Consider the following 23,700-nt stretch of genomic DNA (forward strand, 5'->3'; position numbering starts at 1 on the left):
GGCCATGAAGGTCGCGGATCTGGTCGGGCTGGTGCTGGCGCAGCTGGGCGTGCGCCAGGTGTTCGGGCTGCTGGGGAGCGGCAACTTCGTGGTAACCAACGCGCTGCTGGAGCACGGCGCGGCGTTCACGGCGGCCCGCCACGAGGGCGGCGCGATCACCATGGCCGACGCCTACGCCCGGGTGAGCGGCGAGGTCGGCGTCTGCACGGTCCACCAGGGTCCGGGCCTGACCAACGCCATGACCGGACTGACCGAGGCCGCCAAGAGCAGGACGCCGCTGCTGGTGCTGGCGGCCGACACGGCGGCGTCGGCGCTGCGCTCCAACTTCCGCATCGAGCAGGACAACCTGGTACGGTCGGTCGGGGCGGTGGCCGAGCGGCTGCACAGCCCCGCTACGGCCGGCGCGGACGTGACTCGCGCCTTCTTGCGCGCCCAGCGCGAGCGGCGAGCGGTCGTGCTGATGCTGCCGCTCGACGTGCAGGCGGCCGACGCGCCGCCTGCGCCCGCCAGCGTGCCGTCTGCGCCGCGCCTTCGCCCGACGGTCCCCGCCGAGGCCGCCATCCGTGAGGCGGCCGACCTGCTGCTCGCAGCCAGTCGGCCGCTCATCATCGCGGGGCGCGGCGCGGTGCTGGCCGACGCCCGCGAACCGTTGGAGCGGCTCGCGGAGCTGCGTGGGGCGCTGCTGGCGACCTCCGCCAACGGCAACGGCCTCTTCGCCGGGAATCCGTGGTGCGTGGGCATCTCCGGCGGGTTCGCCTCGCCGGCCGCCGTCGAGCTGATCGCTCAGGCCGATGTGGTGCTGAGCGTTGGCGCGGGCCTCAACATGTGGACGACCCGTCACGGCCGGCTGCTCGGCCCCGACGCACACGTCATCCAGATCGATCGCGAGGCCGAGATGATTGGCGCACACACCCGCGTGGACATCCCCCTGCTCGGCGATGCCGGCGAGGCGGTCACCGCCCTCATCGACAAGGTCGAGCGGCGCGGCCCGGACCTGTTCCGGGCAGAGCACTGGCGCAGCGAGGCGATCCGCCAGCAGATCGCGGCCGGAACCTGGAAGGCCACGCCCTGCCAGGACGCCGGGACCGAGACCCACATCGATCCGCGCACGCTCTCCCGGCTCCTGGACGATCTCCTGCCGGACGAGCGCACCCTGGCCGTGGACTCCGGCCACTTTATGGGCTACCCCTCGATGTACCTGCGCGTGCCCGACGCCCAGGGCTTCGTCTTCACGCAGGCGTTCCAGGCGGTCGGGCTGGGACTGGCGAGCGCCATCGGGGCGGCCATCGCGCGGCCGGATCGGCTGACGGTGGCAGCGCTCGGGGACGGCGGCGCGATGATGGCCCTGCCGGAGCTGGAGACGGTCGCACGGTACGGGCTGCACATGCTGATCGTGGTCTACAACGATGCGGCCTACGGCGCAGAAGTCCACCACTTCGGGCCGATGGGCCACCCGGTCGAGCTGGTGCAGTTTCCGGACGTGGACGTCGCGGCGCTGGCGCGAGCCGCCGGCATCGAGGGTGCAACGATCCGCCGGGCAGAGGATCTGGCGGTTGTCGAGCGCTGGCTGGCACGCGGCGAGCGTGGCGCGCTGCTGCTCGATGCGAAGGTGGTCCCGACCGTCGTGGCGGAGTGGCTGGAAGAGGCGTTCCGGGGGCACTGAGCCGCATACTTCGAGCAGGCGCACAGCGCGGCGGCCATTGAGCGCGCGCGCCGCCACCCTCCGCGCCCGGCGTCCACCGCACCCGGCGTCCCTCGCGCCCCAACAGCCCACATTTCGAGGAGCAGGCGGGCGACTGCCCCCGACCGTATGCCCCTTCTCCCTTCCTGGCGATATGCCGAAAGCGGCGCGCGCGATCAGCGCCTGGACTTCCTGCGCGGGTACGCCGTCTTCGCGATGGTCTGTGACCACGTCGCCGGCATCTCCTGGTTCTCGCCGTTCACGGGGGGCAACCGGTTCGTCACCTCGGCGGCCGAGGGGTTCGTGCTGCTGGCCGGGCTGGTCATCGGGCTGGTCTACGGCCCGCGCATCGCCCGCGCGGGCTGGATGGCCGCCGCCGACCCGATCCTGCGGCGGGCGTCCGTCCTCTACGGGGTGACGGTCGGCCTGACGCTGATCTTCGTGACGCTGTTCCAGTTCACGGAGCTGAAGCTCTGGCTGGACCGCACCTACGGCCTCGGCTTGACCGATCCGGTGGAGCTGGTCGTCGGCACGCTGACGCTGCACTTCGTCTACCACGGCACCGACATCCTGCTGCTCTACTGCGTGCTGATCGCCGTCTCGCCGCTGCTGCTGCTGGCGCTCTCACGCGGGCACTGGCCGTGGGTGCTGCTCGGCTCGTGGGCGGTCTGGCTGGTGCACCAGGTCTATCCGAACCAGGTGGCGATCCCCTGGACGGTCACCAACGCCTACTACTTCCCCGTGGCCGGCTGGCAGGTGATCTTCATCACGGCGCTGGTGCTCGGATACTACCGCTCGGTGGTCGTTCGCCAGCTACGGCGCGTGCCCGTCGAGGCGTGGCTGCTGCTGTTCTCGGTGGGCATCGCCTTCCTGATCGTGATTCAGCGCGCCCACGACACCGGGCGGCTGGCATCCTGGCCGGTCTTCGGGCCGCTGGCCGGCGACCTCTACTTTCAGGTCTTCGACAAGCCGTCCGTCGCCATCGGGCGGCTGGCGGCCACGGTCATCATGGCGGGCTTCACCTACTCCCTGGTGACGGTCTGCTGGCGGCCGATGCGAGCGCTGCTGGGCTGGGTGCTGCTGCCCCTGGGGGTGTCCTCGCTGCGAGCGTACGGGACGCACCTGCTGATCATCGTGCTGGTCTACAACATCACGCCGCTCGCCAGCCTGTACGACCGCTCCCGCACCGGCAACACGATCCTGCAACTGGTGACGGTGGGTCTGACGCTGGCGATCGTCGTCGGGTGGAAGCGGCTGGAGACCGGCTTCGGGGTGGACGTGAGCGACGGGCTGCTGCCGAGCCTGCTGGGGCACCACCGCCACCGGGTGCTGGTTGGGGCAGCCAGCGGCATGCTGCTCGTCGCCGCCGCGCTGACCGTCTTCGTCGCCGGGCCGATCCGCGCCTCGCGCGAGGCCAACCCCGCCGAGCCGATGGCAGACGCGGGCGTCCTCCGCTACGTGCCGCCGGGCGTCCCGCCCGCGGAGCCGATCACACTGCTGCTGGTGCTCCATGACGAGCAGCGGACCGGCCCGGAGACGGCTCGCCCGTTGCTGGAGATCGCCGCGGGGAACCGCTGGGCCGTCCTCGCGCCGACGCTCGCCTACCACGAGTGGGCGGACCCCGAGGCCGTCGTCGGGGACATGCTGGAGCAACTGCCGCTGCTCCATGAGCTGGCCCAGCCCGGCGACGATTGGGGCGAGCAGGCCATCGCGCCGCGCCTGCTGCTCTACGGCGAGGGCCGGGGCGCACACACGGCCATCGCCTTCTCGCTGTTCTACCCCGAGGATACCGTGGCCGTCGCGACGACTGGCCCGGCCCCGTGCATCGTCCCGACGACGGAGCGGCAGGCGACGCCAGACGCGCCGGCGCTGCCCTTCCCATTCGGGGTGGAGGATCTGGAGCAGTACGTCGGGGATGAGCTGGAGAGCGAGGATCTGCGGCGAACGGGGATCTGGATCGGGGTGCTGCCGTCGGCGGCGGAGGTCAACGCCTGCCCGTGGGGCGCGCTGGCGGGGCGCTCGCCCTCAGAGCGCTCGGACATCTTCCTGAGCCTGCTGCGGCGCGAGGGCGCACGGGTGGCTGGCGCTGAGTACCCGAGCGCGGATCTCCCAGAACGCCCCCGCGAGGATGCGCTCCAGTTCCTGGCCGGCGGGCCTGTGCCGCCGGCGCGCTGACCTCCGTACGGTTGGGTCTGCAGGCGACGACGGACGAGAGATGCAGAGCACAGCATGCATGGCGCACTGTCATCCTGAGCGCAGCGAAGGACCTCACCCGCTGACCGTCAACGTTCGTGTCACCCGCTGACCGTCAACACTCGCGTCACCCGCCCAGCATCATCTTACGCCTCACCCGCTGACCGTCAACGCTCGCGTCAGCGGGTGAGGTCTTTCGCTGCGCTCAGGATGACAGTGAATGTTGCACGCTGTACACGAACGCCGCATCGGCCGCCGGGTGGCGTCGAGGATCGACGCCGTCGAGATGCCGGTCTGCCCGATATGGAACAGGTCCGGGCGAGCCGCCCCATCGGTCGTGATGCCGACGAACGGCTCCGCGATCTCGGCGTACATGCGGAGCAGGTTCTGCTGCATCCGCTCGGGCATCGGGAACGGCTCGCGCGCCGAGAAGCCCGGGCGCGGCGGCCGAGAACGGAGGATCGGTCGGGGCATGGCCATCTGCCTGACTCCGTGTTAGCCGAGGTGCAGCAGTTGGATGGCGTTGCCGCCCTTGATCTGGCGGGCCTCCTCGACTGACAGCCCCGGCACGGCGTCCACCAGATCGACGGGGTTCTCCTGGCCCATGTCGAACGGGTAGTCCGTCCCGAGCACGATCCTCGATGCGCCCATCACGCGGACGAGGTGGGCCACGAACAGCGGCTCGAAGACGAGGTTGTCCACCCAGATGCGGCGCAGGTACTCGGTGGGCGGGCGGGTGATGGTGTGCAGCTCCGGCCGAACCTGGTGTCCGTGGACCGTCCGCGCAAAGTACGAGGGCAGATACCCGCCGCCGTGCGCCGCCACCACGTTGAGCGTCGGGAAGCGATCCAGCACGCCGCCGAAGATCAGGTTGGTCAGGGCAATCGTGGTGTCGAGCGGGTTCCCGATGACGTTGCCGAGGTAGTACTTCGCCACCCGCTTGCCGAGCGTCGTGCCGGCCGGGTGGATGAAGATCGGCGCGCCCTGCTGCTCGGCGGCGGCCCAGAACGGATCGAGCGCTGGATCGTCCAGGTCCGCTTCCTCGGTGCGCGTCCCGATCTCGACGCCGCGCATCCCGAGCGTCGTCATCGCCGTCACGAGCTGTTTCGCGGCCAGCGCCGGGTGCTGCAGCGAGACGTGGGCCAGTCCGGCGAAGCGATCCGGGTTCGTCGCACAGATCTCCGCGACATGCTCGTTGGAGGCCGTGACGATCCTGTCGGACAGGTCTTCGTCGGCCCAGTAGGCGTAGTTGGGGGCCGGGCTGATCGCCTGGAGGTCGATGCGCTCGCGGTCCATCGTGTGGAGCCGCACGGAGATGTCGCGGAAGGCGCGGTCGTAGCGGGTGCGGGCAAGCTCGTGGTTGTGCGGGTTGGCCTCGCCGCCCGGGTTGTTCGGAGCGCCGGCGATCAGCTCGGCAGCCTTCGGGCTCTGGGCGTGGGCGTGAAAATCGACGGTGACGGGCAACGTCATGGCGGCATCTCCTCGGTGAGCTGCGCGCGGGGGCCAGGCAGGACCAGTCGGGGCCACGGGAGGCCACACGGACGGGCATCCCGACCGGAGCGGGCGGGCCGTTCCTCAGCCTGCACGATGGCGCATCGTACTGCGCCTCGGCAACCTATCTTCGCGGTACAGCCGGCTCCTGTCAGCGGATTCAGGGCAAAACGTGCACAGTGGCGTGTATAACCCCGTCGCTGCGATGGCCCTCAAAGGGCGCGGGCTGTCGGCGAGCCGGCTACGTGCCGAGTCGCTGTGGAGGCGGCCTGCCCAACGTTACCCGCTGAGGGAGATCGTGGTGTGCCTGTATGACGCTCTCTGAGCCGGCGATCCGGCCGAACGGTTCCGCGCTGCTCGCACCGCCACCGGCCGGCGCGCCGCTGGCCACCCCCACCGCTGCCGCCCGCCCCACCTACGATGCTTCGCCAGCCGCGTACCGTCGGCTGCGCCGCAAGATTGTGGAGGCCGGCCTGCTCAACCGCCGCTACGACTACTATCTCGGGCGCACGCTGGTGAGCTTCGCCATTCTGGCGGCCGGGCTGGGGCTGCTGTTCACCCTGCCGTCGGGTTGGGTCTGGACCGTGCTGGCGGCCTCGGTGATGGGCGTCGGGCTGGCACAGGTCGCGATGATCGGCCACGACTGCGGCCATCTCCAGGTCTTCAAGAAGGCTGACACGAACTGCCTGCTCGGGCAGCTCTGCTTCAGCCTCGTGGTGGGCGTCGGGTTCTGGTCGTGGAAGGAACGCCACAACACCCATCATGTCGAGACGAACGACGAGGAGGAAGACCCCGATCTCTCGTTCGGCGGCTTCTTCACGCTGAACGAGGCCGACGCCGCCGCGCGCACGGGCCTGAGCAAGCTGATCGTGCGGTATCAGGCGTGGCTGTTCGTGCCGGTGGTCACCACCATGCTCAGCGTCGTGATGCGCGGCGAGGGCTGGCGGTACGCCGTCCAGGATCTGAGCGGGTCGCGCCGGGTGGTGGAGCTCGTCGTCCTGGCGCTGAACGCCGTCATCTGGCTGACGCCAACCATCTGGCTTGGCTGGTGGTGGCTGGGCGCGTTCGCCGTGGCGAACATGATCGGCGGGCTGTACCTCGGCATGACCATCGCCCCGAACCACAAGGGCATGCCGACCTGGGCGCACGGCACGCAGCTCTCGTTCCTCGAGCGGCAGGTGATCGGCTCGCGGAACATCCTGCCCGGCCCCATCGCGGAGTTTGCGTTCGGCGGGCTCAACTACCAGATCGAGCACCACCTGTTCCCGAACATGCCGCGCGCCAACCTCGGGAAGTGCCACGACATCGTGCGGCCGTTCTGCCAGCAGCAGGGTATCCCGTACGAGGAAGTCAGTGTGTGGGAGTCGTACCGGCAGACGTTCGCGGCGTTCGACCGCTGCGGCCGGGCCACCCGCTGACCACTGACCACTCGGGAGCAGCCATGCGCTACCACCTGCTCGGCAACAGCGGCCTGCGCGTCTCCGAGCTGTGCCTCGGGACGATGACCTTCGGCGATGTGCTCGGCTGGGGCGCCGACTTCGACGAGAGCTGCCGCATGTTCGAGACGTTCCTGGAGGCCGGCGGCAACTTCGTCGATACGGCCAACAACTACACGCTCGGCGCCAGCGAGCAGTTCCTGGGCGAGCTGATCGGGCCGCACCGCGAGCGGCTGGTGGTCGCGACGAAGGCCACCATGACGCCCGTCCGCGACGATCCGAACGCCGGCGGCAACCACCGCAAGAACATCGTCCAGACCGTCGAGACCAGCCTGCGCCGCATGAAGACGGAGTACCTGGACCTGCTCTGGATTCACGCCTGGGACCAGATCACACCGATCGAGGAGCTGCTGCGGACCCTGGACGATCTCGTGCGGCAGGGCAAGGTGCTGTACGTCGGCATCTCGAACACGCCGGCCTGGGTCATCGCCCAGGCGAACACCATCGCCAGCCTGCGCGGCTGGACGCCGTTCGTGGGCATCCAGATCGAGTACAACCTGGCCGAGCGCACCCCGGAGCGCGAGATCCTGCCGATGGCGAAGGCGCTCGGGCTTGGCGTCACGGCATGGTCGCCGCTGGCGGCGGGGCTGCTGACGGGCAAGTACCGTCAGCAGGGGGCGGACGGCGCGGCGAAGCGCGGCGACGCCATGCAGGTGCCCCATTTCCACGAACGTACCCTGGCTATCGGCGACCGCGTCGTGGATGTGGCCGAGGAGATCGGCTGTCCGCCGGCCCAGGTGGCCCTGGCCTGGGTCCGCCAGATGGGCGCGATCCCGGTCCTTGGCGGGCGGAATCAGGCGCAGATCGCGGGGAACATCGCCAGCCTGGACGTGACCCTGACGCCCGAGCAGTTGGCGAAGCTGGACGCGGCAACGGCCATCGACCCCGGCTACCCGACGACCTTCCTGGCCCGAGACGGCGTGCGCGGCTCGGTATACGGCGGCATGCGCGAGCGGATCGTGGACCCACGCCTGGCGTGAGCGCGTTCTCGGTTTTCAGTTGTCAGTGGACGGGGGCGTCCCATCCTCTGACGCCTGCATGTTGTCCTGGTCATCGTCGTCCTCTTCGGCGTCGCCAACCGGCCCGAGGACCGTACTCACGTCAACACGCACATCCTCTGAGCACCCGGGTGTGATCCGCTCTCCCCGTCCGTACACGCGGAGCACTCGGTAGCCGATCTCAGACGGCTCGGTGTAGACCTCGATGCGCTCGCCGTTGAGATCGACGATCCAGTACTCAGGGATATCAGCACGGGCGTAGATTGTTGCTTTTGTTCGCCGGTCGTAGCCAAGCGATGTGTTCGCTACTTCTACGACGAGCAGGGCATCCCGCGGCCTGGGCCGTCGACGCCGTGATGTCTGCGCCCGGAGAATCACGAGGTCAGGTTCCGGCCCCGACCTTTCGGCAAGCTGCAGTGTGCCCTGGGTCGTGAATGTCAGTCCCGGGCGGCCAGCGAATGCTTCGATGACAGCAGTAACCGCCCAGATATGCCCAGTGCCCTGTGGATTCATCTTGACGATCTGCCCCTCGATCAGCTCGACATGCTCGTCTGCCCCGATGATCCCTTGACGGACCATCGCTTCGACCTCGTCAATCGTAAAGAGGCGCAGCTCAAGCTCCGGGGCTGTCGGCTCGGACGCAGGGTGCTGGATCACACTGGCCATCGCTCGCCCTCCGCTCCCATTGTACGGCCGCTCTGAGGGCGCAGGAAATTACGAGGTCGAGCGGAGTGGCACAGTCGCCGGGCGCATGCGGCTGGCCGCGCGGGCCGTGTAGACCAGCAGGAACATCGTGATCAGGCAGAGCACCACCGCGCTGGTGGCGAGGGACAGGTGGATGCCGATGAACCCGCCGAGCACCCCGACCGTCACGCCGCTGCCAGCCCGCAACCCGCTGCTCGACATGTTGTAGACGCCGATCACCCGGCCCCGCTTCTCCGGCGGCGCAAGGAGTTGCACCAGCGTCTGCGCGATCGACTGGGACGCCAGATTCGTCATGCCGGCCAGCACCAGCAGCACCAGCGAGAACGGGTAGCTGTACGAGAGCGCAAACCCGATCATGCAGATGCTGTAGAGGATCGTGCTGACCATCGCGGCGCGGGCGTTCGGGCGCAGCAGGCCCGTCCCCTCCAGGATCAGGCCGCCGAAGACCGCTCCAGCCGCGTTCGCAGCCAGCAGCGCACCGTAGACCAGCCCGGCCTCGTTGATGCCCAGGCCGCTCGCAAACTCCGGCATCTGCGGCCCCAACGCCGCCCCGATGAACAGCGAGCTGACCCCACCGAGCGCCACCATGCTGATGAGCGTCGGGTTGTCGGCCACCTCGCGGAGCACTCGCACCGCATCGGCGAAGGTCATCGGCGGGCGACGCACCCCGGCCGTGTCGCGCAGGTGCCCGGTGTACGGCATGACCACCAGCCAGATCGTCAACGGCAGGTAGATCAGCACGTTCGCCCAGATGCCCCAGGTCTCGCCCAGACCGAGCAGCAGCGCCGAGCCAACGGCCGGACCGCACAGGATGCCCAGGCTGCGCGAGGTCGAGTTGAGCCGCACGGCGCTCGGGAGCGTCTCCCGCCCCACAATGTCGTGGAGCATCAACTGCTCGGCAGGCGACCACAGCGCCCCCGCCATGCCGTGAACGATCAGCAGGATGACGGCGTGCCAGATCTCCAGACTGTCCGTCCAGAACAGGTAGCCCCAGGCCGCCGAGACGCCCATGTACATCACCTGGGCCACCTGGATCACCTTGCGACAGTCGTGCCGGTCCGCCAGCGAGCCGAAGTAGACCGAGAACAGCAGCGACGGCACCCAATGGCTGATAACGGCGAAGCCGGCCAGGGCCGGCGAGTGGAACTTCTGGTACAGCACCCAGTACGAGATGACGTGCTCGACGTTGTCGGCCATCATCGAGAGCATCGTGCCGAACAGGTAGAACCGGCAGTCCGGGTTGCGGAGGGCGGCGAACTTCATGCCGCCGGCGCCAGCCTTCACAGCGGCAGCAGGGGCAGCCGTCGAGGTGGACGTGCTGCCGGCCGTCGTCGGCTGGGCGGCAGACGGGCGCTCCTCGAAGCCAGGATCGGGGATATGGGTCGCTATGCCGCAGGCGGCGCACATGGCTTTAGCCTTTCTCGGCGCCGTTGCCGAACCGCGTCGCGGGCATTCTAGACCAGCGCCCGCCACACGACGAGGGCTGCACCGTCAGGACAGGCCTGTCAGGTCAGCGGCAGCCTGGTGCGCGGCTCCAGGGCGATTGCGCGCTGGGCGCGTCGTGCAGCATCGTCGGGGCGTGATGACGATTGATTCTTTCCTGTGGTAAAGGCCCTCACCCCCCGACCCCCTCTCCCTGTGCGCGGGAGAGGGGGAGGAACGAAACTCTCGTGTGTCTCCCCCTCTCCCGCGCACAGGGAGAGGGGGTCGGGGGGTGAGGGGGCGTTTCCCGCGGTAGTTCGTCAATCTTCATCAACCCCCGACTGCCCGTATCACCATGTTCTGGGAACACCAACGAACAGGCAATCGCCCTGGGCAGGGCTTGCGAACGACGCGAAAAACCTCACCCGCTGACCGTCAACGTTCGCGTCAGTGGGTGAGGTCCTTCGCTGCGCTCCGGATGACAGCTGGGGGGGCAGCGTTTCGCCGGATAGTACTCCTGACGCCTGACTCAGCCCTTCACCGCGCCGCCGGTCAGCCCGTGCGCGAGCTGTTTCTGGACCGCCAGCCCGAAGATCAGCACCGGCAGCATGATGATCGCGCTGCTGGCGTACAGCCGGCCCCAGAGGATCGCCTTGTCGGTGATGAACCCGCCGATGTACGGCGTCACCGTGCGGGCGTTTCCGCTGGTCAGGATCAAGGCGTAGAAGAAGTCGTTCCAGGCCAGCAGGATCACGAAGATCGCGGTGGCCGCGAGGCCCGGGGCTGCCAGCGGCAACACGACCCGCAGCAGCGCCTGGAACCGCGACGCCCCGTCGATCATCGCCGCCTCTTCCAGCTCAATCGGGATGTCCAGCAGGAAGCCGCGCATCATCCAGATCACGAACGGCAGCGCGAACGTCAGGTAGGCCAGGATCAGCCCGATGTGCGTGTCCAGCAGGTCGAAGTTCCGCCAGATCACGTAGATCGGGATGATCATCACCACGGGCGGCACCAGCCGGGTGATCATCACCCCCACCAGCAGCCCATTGCGCTGGCGTGGGAAGAAGCGCGTCAGGGCATAGGCGGCAATCGACCCGATCCCGAGCGCCAGGACCGTCGTGCCGACCGCCACAATGGCCGTGTTCAGCAGGAACCTCGGGAACGGGCTCATGCCGGTGCCGGCCTGGGTCTCCGTCACCGTCTCCAGCTCGGTCGGGATGGTCAGGCCGAGCGCCACCTCGTAGTTGTGGAGCGTCGGCTTGAAGATCCACTGCGGGGGCATCGCGAAGACGTCCTGTGGCTCCTTGACCGAGGAGAGCAGCAGCCAGACCACGGGAAAGAGCGTGAACACCATCCAGACGCCCAGGACCGCGTAGGCCGCCATGTCGCCCCAGTTGACGCGACGCTTCCGCGCCGCCACCACCGAGAGGCTCGCCGCCGACCGTACAACAGGTACCGCGACCATCGTCAGCCTCCCGTCAATCGGCCGCGCCGTGCGTGCCGACCGTCTTGATGATCAGGATGCTCCACGCCAGGCAGACCGCGAACAGCACGTAGGAGATCGCCGAGGCGTACCCGAGCTGGAAGCCCTGGAACATCCGGCTGAAGATGTGGAACGAGATCGTCTCCGTGACCCGGCCAGGGCCGCCACCCGTCACCGCGAAGATGATGTCGTACACGCGGATCAGCTCGTACGAGCGGAACAGGATGATCACCAGGAACAGCGGGCGCAGCAACGGGAGCGTCAGATACCAGAGCTTCTGCCAGCCGCTGGCGCCGTCGATGCTGGCCGCCTCGAACGGCTCATCTGGCAGGCTCGCGAGGCCAGCCGAGAGCACCAGCACCGTGAACGAGGTGGTGTGCCAGACATCCACCAGGATCAGCGAGGCCATCGCCGTGCTCGGGTTGTTCACGAAGTTCACGGCGGAGAACCCGAGCAGCCGCAGGAAGTAGTTGATGATCCCCCAGTCCAGGTTCAGCATCAGCTTCCAGTTCAGGCCGAGCACCACCGGGGTCAGCATCAACGGGATGATGATGATGGTCCGAATCAGCCCCCGAAACAGCACCACCCGTGCCAGCAGCAGCGCGATGCCGAAGCCGAACACCAGCTGGAGCGCCAGCGAGATCGCGGCGAACTGGACGCTGACCGCGAAGCTCTCCCAGACCCGCATGTCCTGCACGATCAGCAGGTAGTTGTCGATACCGTTGAAGACCGGCGGCCGGGTCAGGTTGTAGACGTGCAGGCTGAGCCAGAAGCTGTACGCCAGCGGGTACGCGAAGACGCCGAAGAGCGTCAGAAACGCCGGCCAGAGCAGCAGGTGAGCCAGCCAGCGATCCGGAATCGACCAGTCTCGCGTCGACCGCGCCTGTCCGGCACGGTCGAGCGGGTGGGTGGCTTGCATGAGGGCTCCCAGGGTGCGGTGTGCGTTGTGCCCGGCCGCATCGCTGTGGCCGGGCACGATCTGAGCGAGCGGCGGCGTTGCTCTCGCGCTACAGCTTGACGCCCTGCTCCTTGAGGTACTGGATCGCCTCGTCCTTCGCCTTCGTCAGCCCTTCCTTGGACTTCTCCTGGCCGGCCCAGATCGCGTTGGTGTGGGCCGCCAGGATGGTGCCGTAGACGTAGTTGTATTGCTCCATCGGCGGGTACGGATGCTGCAGCTTCAGCACCTCGTTGAGCGCCGCGAACTGGGGGTTCTTCTCCAGCACGACCTTGTCGGTCAGCAGCGAGCCGCGCCCCGAGGAGCCGCCGCCGTTCGTCACGTAGTCCCGGGCGATCTCCTGGCTGGTGAACCAGGCGCAGTAGGCGAACGCCTCCTTCTGGTTCTTGCTGTACGCCGAGACGCCGATGCCGTGCGGCGACGGATGGAAGCGGTTGACCTTGCTGCCCTTGTCCTTGAAGTACGGCAGCATCGAGAAGCCGATCTTGCCAGCCGTCTCCGGCGACTTCGCGGCATCCAGGAACGTCGGCGCGGCGGCGTTCCACTGGAACGCCGTCACCGCCTTGCCGTTCTGGAAGCCGGTCAGCACGTCCGGGTACTCGTAGCCGACGGCCCCCTCGGTGACGAACTTCTTGCCGTAGATCAGGTCCACCATGAAGTCCGTCGTCTCGATCATTGCCGGGCTGTCGAAGAGCGGCTTGACGCCGTCGAAGATCTCGCTGCCCTTCGCCCAGACGTTCTGGACGATCTGGTGGTTGGTGTGCGTCGGCTTCTTCGCACCGAACAGCAGCGGGAAGACGTCCGTCTTGCCGTCCTTCTTCAGCCCCTCCTGAATCGTCTTCAGGTGGCCCAGGTACGCTTCCCACTCATAGCCATCGATGGGCGGCTCGGGCACGCCGTACTTCTGGAGCAGATCCTTGCGGTAGTTGAAGAGCAGGCCGCTGGCCTCCTGGACCATCAGCATCTGCTCGTTGTTGTAGGAGAAGATGTCCCGCAGGGCCTTCGGGAAGTCGTCGTTGTTGTAGGCCTCGGCGTCGAAGAGCTCCTTGTCCTTCATGAACTGAGACAGCGGCACGAAGTAGCCGGCCGGGCCGCTCGCCAGGAAGCGGTTGGCGTTGTCGTGCAGCACGTCCCAGGCGGTCGTCTTCGCCTGGAGCCCCGGAATCCACTTCGCATCGTAGGCGTCGCCGCGCCCGCCTTCTTCCACCTGCACCTTGACCTTGCCCTTGGTGTACTCGGTGAACTTGGGCGCAAGCCGGGTGTGGGCGTCGGCCTCGGGACCGCTGAAGATGATGACGGTGAGCGTGGTCTCCTTCAGGCCGCCAGCCGCCGCGATGGGGCTGACCGGCTTGCCAGAGGGCGCAGCACCGGCGGCGGGCTTGGTCTCGGCCGGCTTCGACGCCGGCGCGGCCTGGGTCGGGGCAGCAGCGGCCGCCGGCGCGGCAGGCTTGCTTTCCGCGGGCTTCGCCGCCTCGGCTGGCTTGGCCGGCTCAGCCGGCTTGGCCGGCGCAGCGGCCGGCTGGTTGCTGCAGGCGGACAGCAAGGTCACGCCACCAGCGAGCAGCGCCGACAGGCGCAAAAAGTGCCGACGAGAAACGGGCCGTCCGTCCATAAACATCGCCTCCCCGCGAGTCCCACTCCAGCAGTCGTTGCTGGCCTAGTCCGGATCACATGCCCTGTCGCAAACGGCCCACCATTGGACCGCCGTACAGGAGAAGACGGCAGCATTGCTCACTCGATTGTGCGTCAATAGTGTCGTATTGGAGTGTTCGCGTCAAGCGAGATCCGTGCAGGCCGCGGCGGAGCGCGGCGGGCTGACCAGGGAGGCAACAACGTCCGTCGATCTTGAAGACATCCTCTTGACATCGAGAGCCGGCGTGCTGATAATGCGCGGTGGTATTCCCACTGGTGGGGTATCATGTCATCACGGACGTTTCGCAGGCGAAGTGCGCCTCGGCGACAATGGCTGTCGACCGGGGGCGGTACCGCCGACCTGGTATGTGTCTGCGCTAACGGCAGCATAGAGAGGTAGACGAAGGCGTTCGTGCCGTGCCCGTCCGGGTTGACGCAAGTCTGACCCGTGTCGACGTTCAGTAGAGCATTGTTGCACCCAGTGCCATTGTTGACATCCCCTTTTGACCCTGATGGTCGTACTTGTTCGAGGAGGATTCGCGTGAGCGATTTGTCTATGGACTCTGCTGCGGGTCAGCAGATCGGCCGGCGGCTGTCCCGTCGTTCGATGCTGCGGCTGGGGCTCGCGGCGGCTGCGCTGCCGATCGCCGCGGCCTGCAGCTCGGCTCCGGCAGCGCCAGCGGCTACGGCGAAGCCGGCCGAGGCCCCCAAGCCGACGACCGCCCCGGCGGCGCCGGCAGCGGCATCGTCCCCCGCCGCCGCTGCGTCGCCGGCCGCGGGAGCGTCCCCCGCGGCCTCGCCAGCGGCAGGCGCCTCCCCGGCAGCCGGTGCGTCCCCGGCGGCCAAGCCGGCTGCTGGTGCTGCCACGGTTGGCTCTTCGCGGCCGGCCCCGCCAGCCCCGACCTTCAACAAGGTCAAGATCAACGGCAAGCTGTCGGTCATCATCGACGCGGACTTCTATCCTGAGCACAACGCCTTCATCGAGAAGAAGGTCCGCGAGTTCGCTCAGATGATGGACTACCCGCTGGACTTCTCGACGGTTGCGTCGTACGTGGGTGCGGCGAACATCTCGCAGAAGCTGCTGGCGTCCGTCCAGGCGAACGATGCGCCGGACGTGCTCACGCACACCGAGGCGACCTCGGCCCTCCGCTTCCTGGACGTCCTCGAGGACGTGGACGACCTGCAGAAGCAGATCATCAAGGACTTCGGCGAGCCGTACAAGGCGTTCAGGGATCAGTCGTTCTTCGAGGGCAAGTGGTGGGCCGTCCAGCACTTCAGCCGCGCGGGCGGCTACTTCGTCCGTGAGAACGCGATGAAGGCGGCTGGCGTCGATTTCCGCAAGGACTTCACGGACTGGAACACCACCCGCGAGGCGTTGCTCAAGGCGACGAACCCGGAGAAGGAGTCCTGGTCCTGGGGCATGACCGTCAACCGCTCGGGTGACGGTGAGACCGTCGTGAAGGAAGCCGTGCTCTTCCGGGGCGGCCAGCTCTGCGACGAGACCGGCCAGCTGGTGGTCCTGAACAAGGATCCGTACCGCCAGTATGCCATCGACGGTCTGACCTTCCTGAAGGAGATCTACGGCGATCAGAAGTACGCGCGCATGCTGCCGCCGGGCGTCAACGCCTGGACGGACCCGAGCAACAACGAGGCGTACCTGGCTGGCAAGATCTCGTTCTCGTCGAACGCGGGCACGATGTTCGCGAAGGCCGTCGTCGACAAGAACCCTGTCGCGGACGACACCTACCTGATCCTCCCGCCGAAGGGCACCGGCCCCGGTGGCAAGGCCCTGGCAGCCGGCGGCGCGGCCAAGCGGTGGTTCGTGATCAAGAACGCCAAGAACCGCGAGGCTGCTGAGCAGCTGATCCGCTACATGGCCTCGGCGGAAGTCCAGAAGGAGATGTTCAAGATCTCCACGGGCTACGTCTACCCGGCCTACGAGTGGGGCTGGGAGGAGCCGGAGATCAAGGCGTCGGCCGCTGCCGAGCGGGTCACCGAGACCTGGAAGCAGTACCTGACGCACCCGTCTGGCTACACCGGCAACGGCGCGTTCCCGGCCCAGCCGAACCCGTGGGTCTCGGCGCTGGAGTCCTCCAACTTCTGGACGGACATGATGGGCGAGGTGCTTGGCGGCAAGGCGCCGGCCGACGCAGTCAAGTCCGCGCACGACCGCGCGGTGCGGGTGTTCAAGGAGTTCGGCGCGAAGGGCGAGTAAGCCCAGACGCCTCGCGGCGCATCGGCCTGCTGGACACACACGAGCCAGCGGCCGATGCGCCGCATCGCATGGCCGCGCGGCGTCACTCGCCGCTCTACCCCTTGTGCTGGCGGGCCCCTGGGTGGTCCCGCCAGTAGCTGTGTGACGGAGGTGTCACCGTGGCAGCCCCGACGGCTCGCCCTCGGAGTGTCAGCGCGTCCCCTGGGATCGCGTCGCAACCGTGGTATAAATCCTCGCAGCGCTTCCTGGGACGGGACTGGCCGACCGCGTACATCTTCGTCCTGCCCATGTTCCTGCTGCTGTTCGGTCTGATCGGCTACCCGTTCGGGCGGGCAGTCTATCTGAGCTTCCACAACGCTGTCGGCCCGCGCGTCGGCGACTTCATCTGGTTCGACAACTACGCCAACCTCTGGAAGGACGACTTCTTCCTGCGGGCCGTCCAGACGACGATTGTGTTCACGGTAGCGTCCGTGTTCATCAAGTTCTGGCTCGGTCTTGGGACGGCACTGCTGCTGCACCACGTGCCGCGCTGGGGCTCGGTGCTCGGCGGCCTGGTGCTGCTGCCGTACATCATCCCTGAGGTCGTGCGGGCGCTCGCGTGGCGCGTCCTGCTGGACCCGCTGTTCGGTGCGCTGAACTACATTCTGGTGAACGTCCTGGGGGTCATGTCCCAGGGGCTGCCGTGGCTCGGCAACCCGGGCACGGCGCTCCCGTCCGTCATCCTGGTGAACATCTGGGCGGGCACGCCGTTCATCATCATCCTGCTGGTGGCAGGCCTCAAGGCGATCGACGCCGAGCAGTATGAGGCGGCCTCCATCGACGGCGCGACGGCCTGGCGGAAGTTCCTGCACATCACGCTGCCGGGCCTGCGCTACGTCATCATCGTGGCCTGTCTGTTGAACACGATCTTCACGTTCAACAGCTTCACCCTGACCTACCTGTTGACGGGCGGCGGCCCCGGTGGTGCGACCCGTATCTACACCATCCTCTCGTATGAGTACGCGGTGCAGGGCCTCCGTTACGGCGCTGGTATCGCCGTCGCGATGACGGTGGCGCCGCTGCTGTTCGTGCTGATCCTCTTCCTCGGCCGCTACATGATGAACCGCGGCGATGAGGACCGGAGCGGCTACGGACAGGATCCGCTGAGCTGGCGCATCGCCATGGCGGTGATCTTGCCGCTGCGGCTGCTCGGGCAGGCGGCGCTGGCGCTGTTCTGGCTCGTCAACAACACGGTCGAGACCATCCTCTCGGCCGCCTCAAACGCCGTGCGCCCGGCTGGCACGCAGCCGCTCGTGAAGCCAGCCGTCGCGCGCAAGGCCGGCTTCACGGTCATGTACGTGCTGCTCGGCCTGGTGGTGGCGTTTGAGCTGCTGCCCTTCTACTTCATCTTCATCACGGCCTTCAAGACCACGCTCCAGATCCAGCAGATCAAGAGCATGTTCTGGCCCGATCCGTGGACGCTCGACCACTTCCGGTACCTGTTCACGCAGATCCCATTCGTGAACTGGTACTCGAATACGGTAATGATCTCGGCGGCAAGCACGACGGTCTCGGTGCTGGCGGCGAGCCTCGGCGCGTACGGCCTGGTGCGCCTCAAGTGGCGTGGCTCGGGCGTGCTCAGCACGACGGTGCTGATCTCGTACCTGATGCCCACCTCGCTGATGTTCATCCCGCTGTACACCATCCTGGCCGGGCTGCGGCTCACGAACACCCCGTGGGCGCTGATCGTGACCTACCCGACGGTCGTGCTGCCGTTCGCGACGTGGCTGATGATGGGTTACTACCGGAGCATCCCCGAGGAGCTGGAAGACGCCGCGATGATCGACGGCTGCACCCGCTTCGGGGCGTTCTTCCGGGTGGTGCTGCCGCTGGTGCGGCCGGCCCTGCTGGCGGTCACCATGTTCTCGGTGACGCAGGCCTGGAACGAGTTCCTGTACGCCTACACGTTCCTGCGGTCGAGTGAGGTGTTCACTCTGCCCGTCGGCCTCGCGCAGTTGATCATCGGCGACGTGCAGCCATGGGGCGCGCTGATGGCAGCCTCGCTGCTGACGGCTGGCCCGGTGGTCATCATCTACATGCTCGGACAGCGGTTCATGGTGGCTGGCCTGACGGCCGGCAGCGTGAAGGGCTGATCCGAGCCGACACGCAGGGAGCAGACACGCTCCTGCTGGGCCAACAAGAAGGGGCGGCGCCAGTGGCGCCGCCCCTTCTGCGCCGTCATTCGGCAGGCAGCCAGCCCCCGAAACCCGAAACCCGAAACCCGAAACCCGAAACCCGAAACCCAGCTTACAGGTCGGCCACCGCCGGGATCACCTTCTCGCTGAACAGCCGCAGCGCGTCGAGGTCCGTCCAGTCGGGCATGCGGAACACCATGTATTCGACCCCGGCCTTCGCATAGGCCCGGAACTCCTCGATCAACTGCTCCGGCGTGCCGATGGAGGCCCCCCGACGCGGGATGTAGCGGCTCAGCGCCTCGCGCTTCCGCTCGACCTCCGCCTCGTCCTTCCCGATCATCACCATCGTGTACGCTGACTTCGTGATCGCGCCGTAGTCGCGGCCCAGGCGCTCGCAGTGGCCGCGCAGCGCCTCCAGCAGCCGCCCGACCGTCTCTGGGTCGCCGCCGACGTTGCAGAACTGGGCGTACTGCGCCACCAGCCGCAGCGTCACCTTCTCGCCGCTCCCGCCGATCATGATGGGCGGATGGGGCTTCTGCACCGGCAGCGGGTTCTCGGTCAGCTCCAGCGTGTTGTAGTACGTGCCCTGGTACGCGCCAACCGGCTGCTCGCCCCAGAGCTTGAGGATGATCTGGGTCGCCTCTTCGAGCCGCTTCATCCGCACGCCGACCGGCTCCCACTCACCGAAGCCGTACGCTTCGTACTCACGCTGGTGCCAGCCCGCCCCGATGCCCAGGATGCTGCGCCCCCGGCTGATCATGTCGAGGGTGGTGGCCATCTTGGCGGTCAGGGCCGGGTTGCGGTACGGAATGCCGATGACCAGCTGCCCGAGGCGGATGCGCTTCGTGATGGCCGCCATTGCCCCGAGGATCGTGAAGCACTCCATCGCCGGCTCGGGGTCCGGGTGCCCGGGGTAGCCGCCCTCGTACAGGAGGTGATCGTAGACCCAGATCGAATCCAGCAGGCTCTCGTCGGCCGCCCTGGTGACCGGCTCCACGAGATCCCAGGGGTTGCCAGTATCGCCGTAGAAGTAGGGGTTGACCTGCAGTCCAAATCGCATTGACCACTCCGTCGGTTGCGGTACGTTGGGACGTCGGCGGGCATTATGGTGGGCGGGGGTGCGAAGGGCCAGCGTCGGCCGTCAGTTGTCAGCCATGCGTTATCAGTTTTCAGTGGTCAGTTTTCAGCCGACGGCAGTTGGTGAGCGGCGCGTACCCACCATGTCATGCTGAGCGCAGCGAAGGGCGTCACCCGCTGACGCGAGGGTTGACGGTCAGCGGTCGGCAGTCAGCAAGGGTATGTCATCCTGAACGAGTGAGCTTGCGAGCGATGTGAAGGACCTCACCCGCTGACGCGAGGGTTGACGGTCAGCGGGTGACGCGGACGTTGACGCTCGGAGGGTGACGCGAGGGTTGACGGTCAGCGGGTGAGGTCCTTCGCTGCGCTCAGGATGATAGTTGCGACTCGCATGCTTTCACCCCGCGATCCACGACCCACGATCCACGACCCACGACCTAGAACCGCGCGCCAGCGCCAGCGCTATACTGCCGAAACATTGTCACGGGAGCGGGAGCGTGAGCAGTCCAGCCGACGACCATTCCGGGGAGACCTCGCCGGTCGAGATCTTCAGCATCGGGAAAGAGCTGCTGATCGGCCAGATCCAGGATTCCAACAGTTTCTGGCTGTCGCAGCAGGTGACGCGGCTCGGCGGCACCATGCAGCGCGTCAGCATTCTTGACGATGACCAGCCGGCCATCGTCCACGCGCTGGAGGATGCCATCGCGCGGGGCGCGCAGACCATCCTCACCACCGGCGGCCTCGGCCCGACGCCGGATGACCTGACCGTCGCCTCGATCGCCCAGCTTGCGGGCGTCGGCACGCACATTGACGATGCCGTCGTGCAGGATCACCTGCGGCGGCGCGGCATCTCCATTGACGAGCACACCGAGAACCTCAAGCGCATGGCGACGATCCCCGATGGCGCAGCCGCCTACGCCAGCCCAGCCGGCTGGGCGCCGCTGGTGCGGACCGTCGTGAACGGCTGCACCATTCTCTCGATGCCCGGCCCCCCGCGCGAGATGGAGGCTGTGTTCGCCCGCTTCCTGGAGGAGTACTTCAGCAAGGGCGAGGGCACCCACCGCGCGCTGACCCACCGCGTCTACGTGGACATGTGGGAGTCCGAGGTTGCGCCGATGCTCCAGCAGGTGATGGAGGCGGTGCCGGGCACCTACTGCAAGGGGTACATCGCCCTCGGGAATCAGCGCTTCCTGCCGATCGACGTGGTAACACGCGGGGCGGACGACGACGAGGCCCAGGCGAACCTCAACACGGCGCTCGACATGCTGGAGCGGCTGGTCGGCGAGGCCGAGCGCGACTTCCAGCGGTAGGAGCGAGACCTCACCCCCCGCTCCGGCGCCTGGAGCGGGAGTCGCTATGCGCGTGCGAAGCACGTCGCCTGCTGACCGCCACCATGCACGTCAGCGGGTGAGGTGCTTCGCTGCGCCCAGCATGACAGCAAGAGGTTGCACGGCTTCACCTGACCGTTCCCACGCCCGAACCTCGAACCTGAGCTTGCATGCCGGCCCGCCCCCCTGGTATCCCCGTTCTCCGTGAAGGTGCTTTTCCTGACGCCACGTGTCCCCTACCCGCTGGACGCCGGCACCAGCCTCCGGAACTTCCGCCTGTTGCAGTCGGCGGCCCGCGAGCACGACGTCCATCTGCTCAGCTTCTCGGACCGGCCGCTGCGCGTGGAGCATCTGGAAGTCTTGCAGTCCATTTGCCGGCGGGTGGAGCTGCGGCCGGTGCCGCCGCACCCGGCCTACCGTCGATTGGTTCGGACGCTCACCGCGCCGCTGCCGGACATGGCGTACCGTCGCTGGTCCGACGGCTTCGCCGAAACGCTGCGGACGATGCTCGCCCAGGAGCGCTACGACATCGTGCAGATCGAGGGCATTGAGATGGCCCGCTACCTGCCGCTGGCGCGGGGCGCGCGACGCGTCTTCTCCGAGCACAACGTCGAGTACCTGCTCCAGCAACGGGCCTACCTGGTGGACCGCACCCATCCCGCCCGGCTGCCCAAGGCGCTGTACTCGCTGCTCCAGGTGCGCAAGCTCGCCCGCTTCGAGGCGACGGCCTGCCGGATGGCGGATCGGACGCTCACCGTCTCCGAGGATGATGCCGTCTCCCTCGGTCAGTTGGAGCCGCGCGGCGAGTACCGGGTGGTCCCGAACGCCATCGATCCGTCACGCTACCCGCGGCGGACGGGCTGGCCGGCCCAGCCGGCCGTCCTCTTTACCGGCACGCTCGACTACCGTCCGAACGCCGATGCGGTCCGCTGGCTGCTGGACAGCATCATGCCGCTGGTCTGGCGCGAAGCCCCCGAGACGCGTGCGTTGATCGTCGGGCGCGGCCCCTCCCCGGACCTCGTGGCGCGCGGCCAGCAGGACTCGCGCATCGCCGTCACCGGGTCCGTCGAGAGCATCGATCCGTACTGGGGCCGTGCGACGGTCTACGTGCTGCCCGTGCGTGGCGGCGGGGGCACCCGCTTCAAGGCGCTGGAAGCGATGGCGGCTGGCCTGCCGTTGGCCTCCACCTCGATGGGTATGGAAGGCATCGACGCCGTGGAGGGGACACACTATCTCTCGGGTGATACGCCCGCTGGGCTGGCCTCGGCGATGGTGCGGCTGCTTGGGGATGTGGCCCTGCGCGAGCAGCTCACCACGGCGGCTGACCGCCTCGTCCGCGAGCGCTACGACTGGCAGGCTGTCGCCGCCCGGCTGCTCGCCACCTACCGCGAGCTGGCGTGAAGACGTTCCTGCCGGGCGCGCCGCGAGCCTCGTCGGGGGTTGAAACCCCCGCCTACCATCCTGCTGTCGCTCCGCGACGCTTCTGTCTTGGTGCTTGCCGGTCATCCCTTTCGTCCGTCGCAGAGCGACGGTGTAGGGTAGGCGGGGGTTTCAACCCCCGACCGCTCTGCCGCGTCACGAGTCCCCATCTATGACCCGCCGTCCCCTCATCCTCGCCCTCGTCGCCGTGCTGACCCTGGCCGGACTGCTGGCCGTCTTCCGCCAGCCGCTCTGGGATCGGCTCGACCTGGAGACGAAGCACCGAATCGTGGCGGCCTACTCGCGGCTGACGGCTCGGCGCGTTGACACCGCCGACACGGTCGCCGTCAGCCCCCAGGTGCCGAACAGGATCGGCGCAAACGTCTTTCTCGACCAGGAAGTGAGCATCGACGACCGCCACCGCAGCCTCACCATGCTGCGCGCGGCCGGCATCGGCTGGATTCGGCAGCAGATCCCCTGGAAAGATATCGAGCGCGACGCGAAGGGCGACTACTGGGACCGGAAGTGGAACAAGGACGCCTGGGCCAACTACGACAACGTCGTCGACCTGGCGCACGAATACGGCATCGAGGTCATCGCGCGGGTGGACACCTCGCCCGAATGGTCCCGCCCCAGCCGCGAGCCGGGCCAGGAGTGGCACCAGGCGCCGCCTGACCGCTTCGAGGATTACGGCGACTTCCTCTACACGCTGGCCTCGCGGTACAAGGGGAAGATCCGCGCCTACCAGATCTGGAACGAGCCGAACCTCGCCATCGAGTGGGGCCAGCAGCCGCCCGATCCTGCCGAGTACACCCGTCTGCTGAGAATCGCCTACGCCCGTATCAAGGAGGCCGATCCTGACGCCATCGTGCTCTCGGCGGCGATGGCCCCGACCATCGAGGAGAGCGACCGCGCCCTCAACGAATTGCTCTTCCTCCAGCAGATGTACGACGATGGCGCACGCGGCGCGTTCGACGTGCTGGCCGTCCAGGCGTACGGCCTCCGCAGCGGCCCGGACGATCTTCGCCTGACCAGCGGCGATGTCAACTTCTCGCGCACGCTGGTGGTCCGCGAGCTGATGGTCAAGAACGGCGACGCCGCCCGCCCGATCTGGGCCACCGAGATGGGCTGGAACGCCCCGCCCGCCGGCTACGATGGCCCGGCCCCCTACGGCAGCGTCAGCGAGCCGTTGCAGGCGAAGTACACCGTCCGCGCCTTCGAGCGTGCCCGCCAGGAATGGCCGTGGATGGGCGTCATGGCCGTCTGGTTCTTCAAGCTGCCGGAGCCGTGGGAAGGCCAGCCCTGGTACTTTTTCCGGATGGTCTCGCCGGACTTCCGCCCGTACCCCGTCTACGACGCGATCAAAGCCTACGCCGGCCCCCGCTGACAGCCCAGGGCCAGAACGCTCCTCTCCGCATCGGGGAGGGGTCG

General features: G+C 67.8%; 17 protein-coding genes. 9 read left to right on the forward strand and 8 right to left on the reverse strand.

All coding sequences use genetic code 11. The annotated features are described in order from the left end of the window. The first annotated feature begins 4 nt into the window (after positions 1-4). Together IT306_06475 and opgC are read left to right on the forward strand one after the other, a co-directional pair. Positions 5-1,663, forward strand: coding sequence for a thiamine pyrophosphate-binding protein (locus tag IT306_06475; GenBank protein ID MCC7368048.1), 1,659 nt, complete (start codon positions 5-7; stop codon positions 1,661-1,663). Between the two features lie 147 nt (positions 1,664-1,810). Beyond that, complete coding sequence (gene opgC / locus IT306_06480; GenBank protein MCC7368049.1) at positions 1,811-3,856, forward strand: OpgC domain-containing protein; 2,046 nt, start codon at positions 1,811-1,813, stop codon at positions 3,854-3,856. Positions 3,857-4,027: 171 nt separating this feature from the next. On the opposite strand, the gene IT306_06485 is transcribed toward opgC, so the two are convergent. Both IT306_06485 and IT306_06490 read right to left on the reverse strand, forming a co-directional pair. Next, positions 4,028-4,354 (reverse strand): hypothetical protein, encoded by a 327-nt coding sequence (locus tag IT306_06485; GenBank protein ID MCC7368050.1) that lies wholly within the window; start codon positions 4,352-4,354, stop codon positions 4,028-4,030. A 15-nt stretch (positions 4,355-4,369) separates the two neighbouring features. Beyond that, complete coding sequence (locus IT306_06490; GenBank protein ID MCC7368051.1) at positions 4,370-5,344, reverse strand: amidohydrolase; 975 nt, start codon at positions 5,342-5,344, stop codon at positions 4,370-4,372. A gap of 332 nt (positions 5,345-5,676) precedes the next feature. Between IT306_06490 and IT306_06495 the strand changes: the two genes are divergently transcribed. Then, positions 5,677-6,783 carry an acyl-CoA desaturase gene (locus IT306_06495; GenBank protein MCC7368052.1) on the forward strand — a complete coding sequence of 369 codons (1,107 nt, stop codon included), beginning with the start codon at positions 5,677-5,679 and terminating at the stop codon, positions 6,781-6,783. Positions 6,784-6,806: 23 nt separating this feature from the next. Next, positions 6,807-7,841 (forward strand): aldo/keto reductase, encoded by a 1,035-nt coding sequence (locus IT306_06500; protein ID MCC7368053.1) that lies wholly within the window; start codon positions 6,807-6,809, stop codon positions 7,839-7,841. 15 nt (positions 7,842-7,856) lie between these two features. Here the strand turns inward: IT306_06500 and IT306_06505 are convergent, their stop codons facing one another. The 5 genes from IT306_06505 to IT306_06525 form a co-directional block, all read right to left on the reverse strand. Then, positions 7,857-8,525, reverse strand: a complete 669-nt coding sequence (locus tag IT306_06505) for a Uma2 family endonuclease (GenBank protein MCC7368054.1) — start codon at positions 8,523-8,525, stop codon at positions 7,857-7,859. A gap of 48 nt (positions 8,526-8,573) precedes the next feature. Continuing rightward, the gene (locus IT306_06510; GenBank protein ID MCC7368055.1) at positions 8,574-9,971 is read right to left on the reverse strand and encodes an MFS transporter; all 1,398 of its coding nucleotides are present in this window, start codon (positions 9,969-9,971) and stop codon (positions 8,574-8,576) included. Positions 9,972-10,515: 544 nt separating this feature from the next. Then, positions 10,516-11,451, reverse strand: a complete 936-nt coding sequence (locus IT306_06515; GenBank protein ID MCC7368056.1) for a carbohydrate ABC transporter permease — start codon at positions 11,449-11,451, stop codon at positions 10,516-10,518. A gap of 13 nt (positions 11,452-11,464) precedes the next feature. After that, positions 11,465-12,388 (reverse strand): sugar ABC transporter permease, encoded by a 924-nt coding sequence (locus tag IT306_06520; GenBank protein ID MCC7368057.1) that lies wholly within the window; start codon positions 12,386-12,388, stop codon positions 11,465-11,467. Positions 12,389-12,476: 88 nt separating this feature from the next. Next, entirely contained in the window at positions 12,477-14,036 is a 1,560-nt protein-coding gene (locus tag IT306_06525) for an extracellular solute-binding protein (GenBank protein MCC7368058.1), read from the reverse strand. A gap of 561 nt (positions 14,037-14,597) precedes the next feature. Between IT306_06525 and IT306_06530 the strand changes: the two genes are divergently transcribed. Both IT306_06530 and IT306_06535 read left to right on the forward strand, forming a co-directional pair. Continuing rightward, positions 14,598-16,271 carry a carbohydrate ABC transporter substrate-binding protein gene (locus IT306_06530; GenBank protein ID MCC7368059.1) on the forward strand — a complete coding sequence of 558 codons (1,674 nt, stop codon included), beginning with the start codon at positions 14,598-14,600 and terminating at the stop codon, positions 16,269-16,271. 287 nt (positions 16,272-16,558) lie between these two features. Beyond that, positions 16,559-18,403 carry an ABC transporter permease subunit gene (locus tag IT306_06535; protein ID MCC7368060.1) on the forward strand — a complete coding sequence of 615 codons (1,845 nt, stop codon included), beginning with the start codon at positions 16,559-16,561 and terminating at the stop codon, positions 18,401-18,403. 154 nt (positions 18,404-18,557) lie between these two features. Here the strand turns inward: IT306_06535 and IT306_06540 are convergent, their stop codons facing one another. Continuing rightward, positions 18,558-19,505, reverse strand: a complete 948-nt coding sequence (locus tag IT306_06540; protein ID MCC7368061.1) for an LLM class flavin-dependent oxidoreductase — start codon at positions 19,503-19,505, stop codon at positions 18,558-18,560. A 514-nt stretch (positions 19,506-20,019) separates the two neighbouring features. On the opposite strand from IT306_06540, the gene IT306_06545 reads away from it, so the two are divergent. From IT306_06545 to IT306_06555, 3 genes are all read left to right on the forward strand, one after another. Continuing rightward, complete coding sequence (locus tag IT306_06545; protein ID MCC7368062.1) at positions 20,020-20,832, forward strand: competence/damage-inducible protein A; 813 nt, start codon at positions 20,020-20,022, stop codon at positions 20,830-20,832. Between the two features lie 222 nt (positions 20,833-21,054). Further along, positions 21,055-22,251 carry a glycosyltransferase gene (locus IT306_06550; protein ID MCC7368063.1) on the forward strand — a complete coding sequence of 399 codons (1,197 nt, stop codon included), beginning with the start codon at positions 21,055-21,057 and terminating at the stop codon, positions 22,249-22,251. Between the two features lie 190 nt (positions 22,252-22,441). Beyond that, positions 22,442-23,656, forward strand: coding sequence for a cellulase family glycosylhydrolase (locus IT306_06555; protein ID MCC7368064.1), 1,215 nt, complete (start codon positions 22,442-22,444; stop codon positions 23,654-23,656). The last annotated feature ends 44 nt before the right edge of the window (positions 23,657-23,700 follow it).

The sequence above is a fragment of the Chloroflexota bacterium genome (assembly GCA_020850535.1).
Lineage (GTDB): Bacteria > Chloroflexota > UBA6077 > UBA6077 > JACCZL01 > JADZEM01.

What these genes read in the sequence shown, in the direction of transcription:
- IT306_06475 (MCC7368048.1), top strand. Translation starts at nt 5, where the DNA reads ATGAAGGTCGCGGATCTGGTCGGGCTGGTGCTGGCGCAGCTGGGCGTG.
- opgC (MCC7368049.1), top strand. Translation starts at nt 1,811, where the DNA reads ATGCCCCTTCTCCCTTCCTGGCGATATGCCGAAAGCGGCGCGCGCGAT.
- IT306_06485 (MCC7368050.1), bottom strand. Translation starts at nt 4,354, where the DNA reads ATGGCCATGCCCCGACCGATCCTCCGTTCTCGGCCGCCGCGCCCGGGC.
- IT306_06490 (MCC7368051.1), bottom strand. Translation starts at nt 5,344, where the DNA reads ATGACGTTGCCCGTCACCGTCGATTTTCACGCCCACGCCCAGAGCCCG.
- IT306_06495 (MCC7368052.1), top strand. Translation starts at nt 5,677, where the DNA reads ATGACGCTCTCTGAGCCGGCGATCCGGCCGAACGGTTCCGCGCTGCTC.
- IT306_06500 (MCC7368053.1), top strand. Translation starts at nt 6,807, where the DNA reads ATGCGCTACCACCTGCTCGGCAACAGCGGCCTGCGCGTCTCCGAGCTG.
- IT306_06505 (MCC7368054.1), bottom strand. Translation starts at nt 8,525, where the DNA reads ATGGCCAGTGTGATCCAGCACCCTGCGTCCGAGCCGACAGCCCCGGAG.
- IT306_06510 (MCC7368055.1), bottom strand. Translation starts at nt 9,971, where the DNA reads ATGTGCGCCGCCTGCGGCATAGCGACCCATATCCCCGATCCTGGCTTC.
- IT306_06515 (MCC7368056.1), bottom strand. Translation starts at nt 11,451, where the DNA reads ATGGTCGCGGTACCTGTTGTACGGTCGGCGGCGAGCCTCTCGGTGGTG.
- IT306_06520 (MCC7368057.1), bottom strand. Translation starts at nt 12,388, where the DNA reads ATGCAAGCCACCCACCCGCTCGACCGTGCCGGACAGGCGCGGTCGACG.
- IT306_06525 (MCC7368058.1), bottom strand. Translation starts at nt 14,036, where the DNA reads ATGGACGGACGGCCCGTTTCTCGTCGGCACTTTTTGCGCCTGTCGGCG.
- IT306_06535 (MCC7368060.1), top strand. Translation starts at nt 16,559, where the DNA reads ATGTTCCTGCTGCTGTTCGGTCTGATCGGCTACCCGTTCGGGCGGGCA.
- IT306_06540 (MCC7368061.1), bottom strand. Translation starts at nt 19,505, where the DNA reads ATGCGATTTGGACTGCAGGTCAACCCCTACTTCTACGGCGATACTGGC.
- IT306_06555 (MCC7368064.1), top strand. Translation starts at nt 22,442, where the DNA reads ATGACCCGCCGTCCCCTCATCCTCGCCCTCGTCGCCGTGCTGACCCTG.